9 protein-coding genes are annotated in these 12,660 nt (G+C 64.9%); 3 read left to right on the forward strand and 6 right to left on the reverse strand.

Going from position 1 to position 12,660, the window contains the following annotated elements; translation table 11 throughout:
* Window positions 1–25: 25 nt before the first annotated feature.
* Window positions 26–1,159 (reverse strand): metallophosphoesterase, encoded by a 1,134-nt coding sequence (locus tag ABE472_RS15555; RefSeq protein ID WP_346466572.1) that lies wholly within the window; start codon window positions 1,157–1,159, stop codon window positions 26–28.
* A 130-nt stretch (window positions 1,160–1,289) separates the two neighbouring features.
* The gene (locus ABE472_RS15560; protein WP_313217666.1) at window positions 1,290–2,714 is read right to left on the reverse strand and encodes a diguanylate cyclase; all 1,425 of its coding nucleotides are present in this window, start codon (window positions 2,712–2,714) and stop codon (window positions 1,290–1,292) included.
* Window positions 2,715–2,857: 143 nt separating this feature from the next.
* Here ABE472_RS15560 and ABE472_RS15565 point away from each other — a divergent pair, with 143 nt between their 5' ends.
* Together ABE472_RS15565 and gpmA are read left to right on the forward strand one after the other, a co-directional pair.
* Window positions 2,858–3,883, forward strand: coding sequence for a cation diffusion facilitator family transporter (locus ABE472_RS15565; protein WP_346464391.1), 1,026 nt, complete (start codon window positions 2,858–2,860; stop codon window positions 3,881–3,883).
* Window positions 3,884–3,969: 86 nt separating this feature from the next.
* Window positions 3,970–4,719, forward strand: coding sequence for a 2,3-diphosphoglycerate-dependent phosphoglycerate mutase (gene gpmA / locus ABE472_RS15570; RefSeq protein ID WP_038689579.1), 750 nt, complete (start codon window positions 3,970–3,972; stop codon window positions 4,717–4,719).
* A 110-nt stretch (window positions 4,720–4,829) separates the two neighbouring features.
* On the opposite strand, the gene ABE472_RS15575 is transcribed toward gpmA, so the two are convergent.
* Both ABE472_RS15575 and ABE472_RS15580 read right to left on the reverse strand, forming a co-directional pair.
* Window positions 4,830–5,288 carry a hypothetical protein gene (locus ABE472_RS15575; RefSeq protein ID WP_346466573.1) on the reverse strand — a complete coding sequence of 153 codons (459 nt, stop codon included), beginning with the start codon at window positions 5,286–5,288 and terminating at the stop codon, window positions 4,830–4,832.
* A gap of 6 nt (window positions 5,289–5,294) precedes the next feature.
* Complete coding sequence (locus tag ABE472_RS15580) at window positions 5,295–5,933, reverse strand: hypothetical protein (RefSeq protein WP_346466574.1); 639 nt, start codon at window positions 5,931–5,933, stop codon at window positions 5,295–5,297.
* 336 nt (window positions 5,934–6,269) lie between these two features.
* On the opposite strand from ABE472_RS15580, the gene ABE472_RS15585 reads away from it, so the two are divergent.
* Window positions 6,270–8,363, forward strand: coding sequence for a M13 family metallopeptidase (locus ABE472_RS15585; protein WP_346466575.1), 2,094 nt, complete (start codon window positions 6,270–6,272; stop codon window positions 8,361–8,363).
* An 83-nt stretch (window positions 8,364–8,446) separates the two neighbouring features.
* On the opposite strand, the gene ABE472_RS15590 is transcribed toward ABE472_RS15585, so the two are convergent.
* Both ABE472_RS15590 and mfd read right to left on the reverse strand, forming a co-directional pair.
* On the reverse strand, window positions 8,447–9,043 hold the full coding sequence (locus ABE472_RS15590; RefSeq protein WP_346466576.1) for an HD domain-containing phosphohydrolase: 597 nt from the start codon (window positions 9,041–9,043) through the stop codon (window positions 8,447–8,449).
* A 106-nt stretch (window positions 9,044–9,149) separates the two neighbouring features.
* The gene (mfd, locus tag ABE472_RS15595; protein WP_313212860.1) at window positions 9,150–12,617 is read right to left on the reverse strand and encodes a transcription-repair coupling factor; all 3,468 of its coding nucleotides are present in this window, start codon (window positions 12,615–12,617) and stop codon (window positions 9,150–9,152) included.
* Window positions 12,618–12,660: the final 43 nt, after the last annotated feature.

The raw sequence follows: 12,660 nt of genomic DNA on the forward strand, positions 1-12,660 counted from the left end.
GGGTTGACCGGCGGGAACGGCCTGGTCAGTCGCTTTCGCCGAGCCGGCCTTCGGCCAGCGGCACCCGCGAGCCATCCAGCAGGCCGCGGCTGAGCGCGCCGTTCTCGATGAACAGCAGCTCGCCGTTTTCACCGTTCTTGATGCTGCTGTCGATGGCGATGATGCGGTCGCCATGGAAGCTGCTGACGTGCGGCATCGAGGTGTGGCCGACCACGATGCGGGCGAGGTCGAGCTGTTTGAGCAGCGTCTCGACCTGGGCGGTATCCATGCGTCCATCGAAGTAGCCGCGGTACCAGATCGGGCTGGTCTTGCCATCGAACAGGCGGGCAGTATCCGGTGCGGCCTTGACCTGCTCCTTGGGCAGCCCGACTGCGGCCTGGTAGCCGGCGTTGGTGGTCGCCATGTTGCGCACCAGGTCCAGGTTCTCCGGTGCGATGCCGCCGTGCAGGAACAGGGTGTCCCCGACGCGCAGCAGCACCGGACGGGTGCGCAGCCACTGGCCGATCGTCGAATCCGGACCGTACAGCGCGGGGTAGGAACGGCCGAGCAGCTGCGCGGTCTTGAGGTACTTCGGGTTGACGTAGCGCAGGTCGTTGTAGAGGACCATCGTCTCGTGGTTGCCGAGCACGAAGTGCACCGCACCGCCGGCTGCCGCGGCCTGTTGCTGCAGGCTGTACAGCAGCCAGAATGCTTCGGTGACCTGCGGACCGCGGTCGAACACATCGCCCGCCACCACCAGCGTGGCGTCGCCCAGCGACCAGCGGTCTTCGCTGTCGATCACGTGGTGGGCGCGCAGCAGCGTCACGAGCAGGCCGTACTGGCCGTGGATGTCCGACAGCGCGACGATCCGCGGCGTGGCAGGGAACCGGGCGATCTCCGCCGTGCGCGGCGGCAGCACGGTCAGCGGGTGCGGATAGCCGCACTCGGGGGCGACCACGGTGGCCTCGCCGCGTGCCGGCAGCTCGCGGCGGATCACGTGGTCCTTGCACACCCAGGCCGCTTCCAGCCCCTTGGCGGTACGGAACACGTACGGTCCATCGGCATCCACATGCTCGGCCGGCGTCGCCACCTCGCGTGCAGTGGCCAGCAGCGGTGTCATCAGCAGCGCTGACTGGAGCAGCAGCAGGGCAGGGCGGGTCAGGGCGCGGCGGATCGACATCGGGGGATTCCTGTGGCGGACGGCAATGCCGCGATGCTACGCCGCACGGGGCGCGCGGGGCATGCGCCATTGGTCAGCCATGCGTGCCGCAACGGGCGGATGGGCCGGCGCTGCCGTCGGCCACACAGGGTCACCCGCGCTGCAGCGCCTTTCGCCCGGGCGCATCGGGCAGGTCATCGCTGGCCAGCACCACCCGGTCGCGGCCCCGCTTCTTGGCCTGGTACATCGCCGCATCGGCGCGCGCCATCAGCCGCTCGTAGTCGGGATGGCCATCATGCGCGGCCACGCCGATGCTGGTGGTCAGCGACAGGCTCTGGCCACTGCCCAGTTGCACCGGGCTCTGCGCGATGTGCTTGCGCAGGTTCTCGGCGATCACCTCGGCCTGGGCGGCGGTGGCGGCCACCAGCACCACCACGAATTCTTCACCGCCATAACGGAACAGGTAGTCGCTGCCGCGGGTGAGCTGGCCGAGCAGGGCGGCCACGTGCTGCAGGGCGCGGTCGCCGCCGTCATGGCCGTGCGCATCGTTGATCGCCTTGAAATGGTCCAGATCCAGCAGCAACACCGAGAACGGCGTCTGCGTGGAATTGGCCAGTTCGATTTCCCGGCGCAGCACGGTCGGCAGGAAGCGACGGTTGAGCAGGTTGGTCAGTGCATCGCTGCCGGCATCGAGCTCGCCGATCCGTTCGAACAACATGCCCATCAGTGTGCGGATCTGCGCCAGCCGCTCGCGGATGCCCTGCAATGCCCCGAAGCGCGCCGCGAAATCGGCATGCGCCAGCGCTTCCTGCAACTGCGTATCGACCGCGGCGACCAGTGCACCGACCTGGCCGGTCTCGCTGCTTTCGCCGAAACTCGGGATGCCCTTGTGGGTGAACCACAGGCCGAACTCCGATTGCGCCAGCCCGGTGAGCTCGGCCTCGGCATTCTGGCTCGCCATCGCATAGAGCAGTGCGTTTTCCCAATCCAGCAGCAGGGCGCGTTGGCGTTCGCGCTCGGTGCTGACGTTCTGCACCAGCGAGAACAGGCGATACGCCGCATCGGTGCGCGAAGAGCGCTCGCGTGCATGCGTGTAGGCCAGCGTCATGCCTTCCAGGGCGATATCCATCGAAGCGCTCAGGCAGTGGATCGCCGCAAACGCCGTCGTGCTTTCGTCGGCCTGCGCGATGATGCGGTCGAACAGGCGGTGCTTGAGCACGCGCGCGCCGCGCGCCACCAGATCCACCGGAATCCCCACGCGCGCATGCACGTCGCCGATCACGCGCTGCGCGGCGACCAGCGCGTTGATGCTGTCCGGCGTGGCGGTGAGGATCTGCTGCAGCCACCGCTGCATCGCCGGTTTCAGGCGCAGCCGCACCTGGTCGTGCGAGAGGAACCGGCTCGCGCGCGGGTCTTCGAGCAGCACATCGTAGAAGTGGTGGGCCAGCCCGGGCGGGCTCTCGGCCGACAGGCTCGCCAGCAGTGTCGCCGCCGCGGCCGGCGTCTGCGCCAGTGTCTGTGCCCAGGCCAGCGCCAGCGGTTGGCTGGCCTCATCAAGATTTGGAACGTTATGCACGATTGTCTTCCCGCCACACAGGCCGTCGAGAGGTAGCGGCCGGACGCTGTTGTTATTGAATGGCAAACTGAACGCTGCGGTAAGTGTAATAGTCTCCGCGCGAGGCGCTGCTTAACCTGCCGGCATTGTCCAGGAGAGCTTTCATGGGTCACGACCACGACCATCTGCCCAGCGAGATCCGCCACGAAAAACCGCTGTGGTGGGCGCTGGGGCTGACCACCACCTTCCTGCTGGTGGAGGTGGCCGGCGCATTCTGGACCAACAGCCTGGCACTGTTGTCCGATGCCGCGCACATGGCCACCGATACCCTCGCGCTGATGATCGCACTGGTTGCGGTCCGGCTCAGCCGGCGCCCGCCCGATGCCAAGCGCACCTACGGCTACGCGCGGCTGGAGGCTCTGGGCGCGATGATCAACGGCGGCATGCTGTTCGTGGTCGCCGGTTACATTCTCTGGGAAGCGGTGCAGCGCTTCCGCGCGCCGCAGGAGATCGCCTCCACCGGCATGCTGGTGATCGCGGTGTTCGGACTGGTGATCAATCTCATCTCGATGCGGCTGCTGCGCGCCGGCAGCGGCGAGAGCCTCAACGTCAAAGGCGCGTACCTGGAAGTCTGGGCGGACATGCTTGGCTCGGTCGCGGTGATCCTCGGCGCGTTGCTGATCCGCTGGACGGGCTGGAAGCCGATCGATCCGATCCTGGCCGTGCTGATCGGCCTGTGGGTGCTGCCGCGCACCTGGGTGTTGATGCGCGAGGCGATCAACGTGCTGCTGGAGGGCGTGCCCAAGGGCATGGATGTCGCGGCGGTACGCGGCACCCTGTGCGCACACGATGGCGTGGTGGACGTACATGACCTGCACGTATGGGCGCTGGCTTCCAGCACACCCGCACTGACCGCGCACGTGGTGATGGGCACCGGCGTGGATGCGGACCGCCTGCGTCGCGAACTGGGCACCCGGTTGCACGAGCAGTACGGCATCGACCATGTGACCCTGCAGATCGAGGCCGACCACTGCGGCGATCCCTGCAGCGTCGGCAGCCCCCGCGACCGGCACGCCGATGACCATGCCGGGCACGACCACGCCGCTCACGCGCACGGCAGCCACGACAGCCACGACAGCCGCCGCCCTGCACCGGACGCGCAGGGCCACCACGGGCATCCGCATCCCTGAGGGTCAGGGGCCGGCCGCGGCGGACGGGCAGGGCAGGGTTGCCGCTACAATGCGGGTCTGCCTTGCCATCTGTCGGAGATACTGCAGTGACCCGGAAACTCGTACTGTTGCGCCACGGCCAGAGCCAGTGGAACCTGGACAACCGCTTCACCGGCTGGGTGGACGTGGAACTGACCGAACAGGGCCGCCGCGAGGCCGCCGCCGCCGGCCGCCTGATGCGTGAAGAAGGGCTGCAGTTCGATGTCGCGCACACCTCGGTGCTCAAGCGCGCCATCCACACCCTGCAGGGTGCCCTGGCCGAACTGGACCAGGACTGGCTGCCGGTCAGCAAGAGCTGGCGCTTGAACGAGCGTCATTACGGCGGCCTGCAGGGCCTGGACAAAGCCGAGACCGCCGCCAAGCACGGCGAGGACCAGGTCAAGATCTGGCGCCGTTCCTACGACATCCCGCCGCCGGCGATGGACATCGAGGACCCGGGCCACCCGATCCACGACCGTCGTTATGCCGGCCTGGACCGCAACGCGCTGCCGGGCACCGAATCGCTGGCCACCACGCTGGACCGCGTGCTGCCGTACTGGTTCGATGCGATCGCCCCCCAGCTCAAGGACGGCAAGACCGTACTGGTCACCGCCCACGGCAACTCGCTGCGCGCGCTGTACAAGTACCTCAACAACGTCTCGCAGGAAGCCATCCTGGAGCTCAACATCCCGACCGGCATCCCGTTGCTGTTCGAGCTCAACGACGACCTGACCGTGCAGTCGTTCCGCTACCTGGGCGACCCGGAAGCGGCGCGCAAGGCGGCTGAGGCCGTGGCGAACCAGGGCAAGGCGAAATAACAACGAAAGGCCGGCGCAAGCCGGCCTTTCCACTTTTGTCCCAATTCCCACATTTAAGGGCGCTCGCGCACCATTCGATTTTGTGATGCTTATGCGAGCGCTTCTGCATCTCATGAAATGCGGTCGCGTGCAGCTATGCTTTGCTTCGAAAGGTGCATGATTGATCCAATTACGTTCGAGACTCTTTTGGATTGAAGCGCCATAGCGATGAATTCATCGAGATCACTCTCTGTAGTGATTGCAAGAGGGGGTGCAAAGGGGCTTGTCTCCAGGCCAATTTCTTCGGCAAGGATGTTGTCCAATGAGAATTTGACAGGAAAAAGGCCGATGTCATGCGAAAAAGTGAGCATCGTGTAGCGATAGTTTTTCAGCTCTTTTCCGTAGATGTCGAACCTGTAGACGAAATCATTCCTCATTTCGTTCGAGATGAGTTGAGGTGAAACTTCGGAAACCTCTGCCCAAACTAAATTGTTGGTCAGATCGGGTAGTGCCCTAGCTTGCTTTTCAAGAATACTCTTCGTGTCAGATATTGACTTCGTCTGGAAATTGGTTGGCCAAAGGGTTTTCATATAAGATTAATTGTAGTTTAAGGAGAATGAGAGGGGTAGGTGGTCGCTCACAAGTGGCCGCCCTTTCGGGTCTATTAGGGGAGTTGTCCCGGTGTTTGTAATCAGTTGTAGTGAATTCTTAATGAGCATGGATGCAATGCTCGGGCGCAATACCACTTGGTCAAGCATGTTCCAGTAGTGAGAGAGGTGGCTAGGTGACGCGTGGTAGTAGCTTCCCGTAGGCTGATTAAAATCGCCCAGTAAGTTCCATGTGGGATTGTAGAAAAAATCATGAACCTTTCCGTTCACGGTTCTGTTTATCTTTTTGGCAATTTCCGCGCAGGGAACTGCATTGAGGCCTCCCGCCGAGATCATGCCGGGATCGAAGGGGTTCATGTTGAAATCCCCCATTGCGATTGTGTTCTGATGCCTAAAGCTCTCTTCGCCTTCTTCAATTGATGATCTGAAGTACATTGCGTTGTGAAGTTGGTCGAAATCATCTGAGTGTAGCTTGCTTGGGAGGTGCGCTAGTCCGAGTATTAGTGGGGGTAGGCCAGGTAGCGATAGTTGCTTGATTGTGTGGCGATCGGTTTCAGGGCCATGGTCAATCGTGCTTTGCGGGAATGTGGTGTAAAGCCTTATCCTATCGCAGGCGATGGAAGGCACTAGCTCATAATCATTGTTTATATTGATTAGAGCTCGCTGTACGTCTAGACCATCACCCGTATGCTCGCAAAGTACAATAATATGTGCGTCGCACTTTTGGGCGAGTTCAGAGATTTCGATTGGAAGCGACCGGCGACCCGTGTTCCAGAGCAAGAAATTTAGTTGCATTAGCAATCCTGGGTGGGCCGGGTTAAGTGTATGTGAGTGCGAGGCGTTGATGTTATCTCAGCGCTGGTCGACGTGTTAGTGCAGGTGTCTTCCGTTCATGACCTTTGGGCGATTCTTTCGTCGACTGCGACGTCTAGGATGGAAAATTAGCCGTCCAAGAGAGCCTCCATGAACATCCGCAAGCTGGTCCCGCTGGGCCTGACCGCCGCCATCGCCGTGTCGCTGGCGTCCTGTGGCAAGACCGATACCGCGCCTGCCGCCACTGCCGATGCCAAGCCGGCATTCGATCAGTCGCAGATCAAGACCGCGCTGATCTCGCTCAACAATGCCGATCTGGACACCGCCATCGCCGCCTGTACCGACCTCAACGGGTTCGTGAACAGCAAGTGGCTCAAGGCCAACCCGGTCCCGAACGACCAGACCACCTGGGGCAGCTTCGAAATCCTGCGCGAGCGCTCGCTGGAAGTGCAGCACGCGCTGGTCCAGCAGGCCGCCGCCAGCCAGGCCAAGGCCGGCACGGTGGAAGCCAAGATCGGTGACATCTGGAAGACCGGTTCGGACGAAGCCAAGATCGAGGCCGCCGGCATCACCCCGTTGCAGCCGCAGCTGGACAAGATCGCCGCGCTGAACGACACCGCCGCCATCACCCAGTACCTGCGCGACAGCCAGGCGGTGGGCCAGGGCGTGCTGTTCTCGCTGTTCGCCAACGCCGATTACAAGGACTCGGCCAACGTCATCGCCTATGTCGGCCAGGGCGGCCTCGGCCTGCCGGAGAAGGGCTATTACTTCGACGATTCGCAGGCCAAGATCCGCGATGCGTACGTTGCCTACATCGCCCAGGTGCTGACCCTGTCCGGCGTCGATGCCGAGCAGGCCAAGACCCAGGCCAAGGCCGTGATGGACTTCGAGACGCGCCTGGCCAAGGCCTCGATGTCGCGCATCGAAATGCGTGACCCCGCCAAGCGCTACAACCCGGTCAGCGCCGCGGACGCGGACAAGCTCACTCCGAACTTCAGCTGGACCGCCCTGTTCGACACCCTGAAGGTGCCGGCCGCGCAGAAGTTCTCGATGGCCCAGCCGGGCTTCTTCGGGGAAGTGGACAAGATGCTGGCCGACGTGCCGGCGGCCACCTGGCAGGCCTACCTGCGCTTCCACACCATCGATGACGCTGCGCCGTACCTGAGCAGCGCCTTCGAAAAGGCCAACTTCGATTTCTACAGCACCACCCTGCGTGGCCAGAAGGAAATGCAGCCGCGCTGGAAGCGCGTGCTGGAGTCGGTCAACGGCGCCATCGGCGAAGGCCTGGGCCAGATGTATGTCGACGCCGTGTTCCCGGCCGACTCCAAGGTGCAGATGCAGCACCTGGTGGAGAACCTCTCGGTGGCGCTGAAGGCACGCCTGGAGAAGCTGGAGTGGATGAGCGAAGACACCCGCAAGAAGGCGCTGGAGAAGTGGGCCAGCTTCACCCCGAAGATCGGCTATCCGGACAAGTGGCGTGACTGGTCGGGCCTGGAAACCAACGGCGACAGCTACCTGGGCAACATGCAGGCCGCGCGCACGTTCAACTACCGCTACATGCTCAACAAGATCGGCAAGCCGGTGGACAAGACCGAGTGGGGCATGACCCCGCAGACCGTCAACGCCTACTACAACGCCACCAAGAACGAGATCGTGTTCCCGGCGGCGATCCTGCAGGCGCCGTTCTTCGACGCCAAGGCCGATCCGGCGCTGAACTACGGCGGCATCGGTGCGGTCATCGGCCACGAAATGATGCACGGCTACGACGATTCGGGCAGCCAGTTCGCCGCCAACGGCAACTTCGACAACTGGTGGACCGACAGCGACCGTGCGGCCTTCACCCAGCGCACCGACCAGCTGGTGGCGCAGTTCGACGGCTATGAGTCGCTGCCGGGCGTGAACGTGAAGGGCAAGCTGACCCTGGGCGAGAACATCGGCGACCTGGGTGGCCTGACCGTGGCGTACGACGCGCTGCAGATGGCGCTGAAAGAAGACCCGAAGGCCAACGTCGAGGTCGACGGCTATTCGCAGGACCAGCGCTTCTTCATGAACTGGGCCACCGTGTGGCGCCGCAACTTCAATGAAGGCGAGCTGCGCGTGCGCCTGAACACCGACCCGCACGCCCCGGCCAACTTCCGCGCCAACGGTGCGCCGTCGAACATGCCGGCGTACGCGCAGGCGTTCGAGTGCAAGGCCGGCGATGCGATGGTGCGGGCCGACGACAAGCGCGTTGTGATTTGGTGATCGCACGCGGTTGAGTGACATCAAAAACCCGGCGAAAGCCGGGTTTTTCTTTTCCAGCACGCTCGCGGCAAACCAGGCCGAGACTACGTAGTGGCGGCCATCATCCGGGTGAACAGCCCGAACACCTCCGGGTCGATCAGGCCGCCCTGCTGGTCGGCAAGGATGCCCATCGCCTTGGCATGCGGCATCGGGCCGCGATACGGACGGGTGCTGGTCATCGCGTCGTAGCCATCCACGATGGTCAGCACGCGTGCGCCCAGCGGAATCTCGCTGCCCTTCAGCCCGTCCGGATAGCCGCCGCCATCGAAGGCCTCGTGATGGGCGCGGATCAGACGCGCTACCTCGGCCGCATCGGCGCGCCCGGTCGCGGCGAAGATGCGTTCTCCGCGCTCGGGATGGGTGCGCATGATCGCGCGCTGTTCGTCATCCAGCCGGGCCGGGTGCAGCAGCACGTTGTCCGGAATACCGATCTTGCCGATGTCATGGAAACGTGCGGCCAGCGCCAGATGCGCGCGCTGGACCTCATCCAGATCGCACAGGCGGCCGAGCTGCTCGCCCAGCAGGCCGACGCGGTCGCAATGGAATCGGGTGTACTGGTCGCGCATCTGCAGTGACATCGACAGGGCATCGATGGAACACGCCTGCGGATGGGCAGCGTCGAACCGGGGGGAGTCGAACATGGGGGCGTCCGGTGGTGGGCGGCCGGAAGACCGCCATCCTGGCAGGACGGCATGCCGCCCGTGCCGGTGGAAAGATAGCGCCTGGCGACCGACGCCAGGCGTGAAATCAGCGCGGGGAGAGGGTCAGCAACAGGGCCTTGGCGGCGCTGAAGCGGTCTTCCGGCAGCGGCAACGGGTGCTTGATGCGCAGCTTGTCCGGCCCGTCCATCGTGTACAGCTTGGGCTGCTTCTGGATCAGCTGGATCACCGCCATCGGGTCGATCTCCGGCTTGGGATTGAACACGATGCGGCCGCCGTTCTCGCCCAGTTCCAGCTTGCGGATGCCCAGCACGTTGGCCTGCAGCTTGAGTTCGGCGATCGCGAACAGATGCTTGGCCGGGTCCGGCAGCAGGCCGAAGCGGTCGATCATCTCCACCTGCAGTTCGCGCAGCTCAGCACTGTCACGCGCTGAGCTGATGCGCTTGTACAGGGTCAGGCGGGTATGCACGTCGGGCAGGTAGTCATCCGGGATCAAGGCCGGCACATGCAGTTCGACCTCGGCACCGCGCGCTTCTTCGCCCGCATCCAGGTCCGGCAGCTTGCCCAGGCGGATGCTGCGCACCGCGCGTTCCAGCAGCTCGGTGTACAGGCTGAAGCCGACCTCGGCCATCTGGCCGCTCTGGTCCTCGCCGAGCAGCTCGCCGGCACCGCGGATTTCCAGATCGTGGGTGGCCAGGGTGAAGCCGGCACCAAGTTCGTCCATCGAGGCGATCGCCTCCAGACGCTTCTCGGCATCGGGCGTCATCGCGCGCTTGTCCGGCACCACCAGGTAGGCGTACGCCCGGTGGTGCGAGCGACCCACGCGGCCACGCAGCTGGTGCAGCTGGGCCAGGCCGAAGCGGTCGGCGCGGTTGATGATGATGGTATTGGCGTTGGGAATGTCGATGCCCGATTCGATGATCGTGGTCGACAGCAGCACGTTGAAGCGCTGCTTCTGGAAGTCCAGCATCACCCGCTCCAGCTCGCGCTCGGGCATCTGCCCATGAGCGATGCCGATGCGTGCTTCGGGCACCAGCTCGGCCAGCTCGCGCTGCATGCGGCCGATGCTCTCCACGTCGTTGTGCAGGAAGTACAGCTGGCCACCACGGGCCAGTTCGCGCTGGAAGGCTTCGCGCAGCAGCGCGTTGTCCCAGGCGGTGATGAACGTCTTGACCGCCAGCCGGTTCGGCGGCGGGGTGGCGATGATCGACAGATCCCGCAGCCCGGCCATGGCCATGTTGAGCGTGCGGGGAATCGGCGTGGCGGTCAGCGTCAGCAGATGCACGTTGGCGCGCATCGCTTTGAGCGCTTCCTTCTGGCGCACACCGAAGCGCTGCTCTTCATCCACCACGACCAGACCGAGGTCCTTGAACTTCACGTCCGGCTGCAGCAGGCGATGGGTACCGATGATGACGTCGATGGTGCCGGCGGCGACCTTCTCCAGTTCGGCCTTGATCTCTTTGGTGGATTTGAAGCGCGACAGCACCTCCACCTTGAGCGGCCAATCGGCGAACCGATCGCGGAAGTTGCGGTAGTGCTGTTCGGCCAGCAGGGTGGTCGGCACCAGCACCGCGACCTGCTTGCCGGCACTGGCAGCGGCGAACGCGGCGCGCACCGCGACCTCGGTCTTGCCGAAGCCGACGTCGCCGCAGACCACGCGGTCCATCGGCTGGCTGCTGGCCAGATCGCGCAGCGTCGCGTCGATCGCGGCCAGCTGATCCGGTGTTTCCTCGAACGGGAAGCCGGCCGCGAACGGCTCGTACATCGCGCGGTCCACGTGCAGCGCCAGGCCGGCACGGGCACGCCGACGCGCCTGGATTTCCAGCAGTTCGGCGGCGACGTCGCGGACCTTTTCGGCGGCCTTGCGCTTGGCCTTGGTCCACTGCTCGCCACCGAGCGAATGCAGCGGCGCGGTTTCCGGCGAGGCACCGGAATAGCGGCTGATCAGGTGCAGCTGGGCGACCGGCACATACAGGCGGTCGCCCTTGGCGTACTCGATTTCCAGGAACTCGCCGGGCATGCCACCGGCATCGAGCACGATCAGGCCGCGGTAGCGGCCGACACCGTGGTCTTCATGCACGATCGGCGAGCCTTCGCTGAGCTCGCCGAGGTCGCGGATGATCGCTTCGGGCTCGCGCCCGGCCCGGCGGCTGCGGCGCTGCTGGCCGGCGCGTTCGGGAAACAGCTGACGTTCGGTCAGCACCGCGATCGGCGGGCTTTCCAGCGCGAAACCGTCTTCCAGCGGCGCCACGGTGATGCCGAAGCGCACGCTGTCGTCGGCCAGGAAGCCGGGCAGATCGGCGACCACCGGCGGCTTCAGCTCGGCGGCGAGCAGCACTTCCAGCAGGGCTTCGCGGCGGCCGGCGGAATCGGCGGCGATCAACACCCGGCCCGGATAATGACCGATGAAGGATTTCAGTGCCTCGGCAGCCGGGGCATCGCGTGCGGCCACCGGCAGCGGCGGCAGGGGCTGGTCGCCCAGCGGCTGTGCATCGCCGATGCGGTCGTGATCCAGCGGCCAGACTTCGACGCGGGCCAGGCCGTTGAGCGTGGCGCGCAGTTGCTCGGGGCTGGCATACAGCTCTTCCGGCGCCAGCAGCGGGCGCTCGACATCGTGGCGGCGCTGCTCGTAGCGGTTCTGCGTCTGCGCCCAGAAGGCGGCCGCAGCATCGAACACATTCGGCGCCAGCACCGGCAGCACGTTGGGCTGCAGGTAATCGAGCAAGGTTGCGGTCTTGTCGAAGAACAGCGGCAGGTAGTACTCGATGCCGGCCGGCGCGATACCGGCCTTGAGATCCTGGTACAGCGCGCTGCGCCGGGTATCCACATCGAAGCGCTCGCGCAGCGTGTTGAGCACCCGCGAGACGCTGAGATCATCCAGCGGTACTTCACGGCCGGGCAGCATGTGCACCGCCTCGACCTTGTCCAGCGAGCGCTGCGACTCCGGATCGAAGGCGCGGATCGAATCGATGTCTTCATCGAGCAGTTCCACCCGCAGCGGCGCCTCGGCCCCCATCGGGTAGACATCGAGCAGGCCGCCACGCACGGCGAAATCACCCGGGTCCATCACCTGCGGCACGTTGCGGTAGCCGGCCGATTCCAGGCGGCGCTTTTCCGCGTCCAGATCCAGGCGCTGGCCGACCGTCAGGTCGAAGCTGCCGCCGATGACGTACTTGAGCGGTGCCAACTGCTGCAGCAGCGTCTGCACCGGCACCACCACGATGCCGCGCTTGAGCGCAGGCAGGGCGTGCAGCGCGGCCAGGCGCTGGGAAATGATGTCCGGGTGCGGGCTGAAGGCGTCGTAGGGCAGGGTTTCCCAATCCGGGAAGGCCACGATCGGCACGTCGCCGGCAGTGCCGAGCAGGGTGTGCAGATCGGCTTCGATCTGGTTCGCGCCATGGTTGTCGCGCGCGACCACCAGCAACGGCCCGTCGTGCGACTGCGCCGCGCGGGCGATGTACCACGCCAGCGCCGTGGCCGAAGCGGGGGCGCGCCACCAGGCGCGGAGCTGTCCAGGACGTGGCAGCGGCGGAACGGGATAGGAGGTGCGTGACATGAACCGTCGATTTTAGCAGACCGCAGCGTGGCGGCCGTGTCAT

This window comes from Stenotrophomonas sp. TWI809, from assembly GCF_039673205.1.
In the GTDB taxonomy this organism is placed as follows: Bacteria; Pseudomonadota; Gammaproteobacteria; order Xanthomonadales; family Xanthomonadaceae; genus Stenotrophomonas.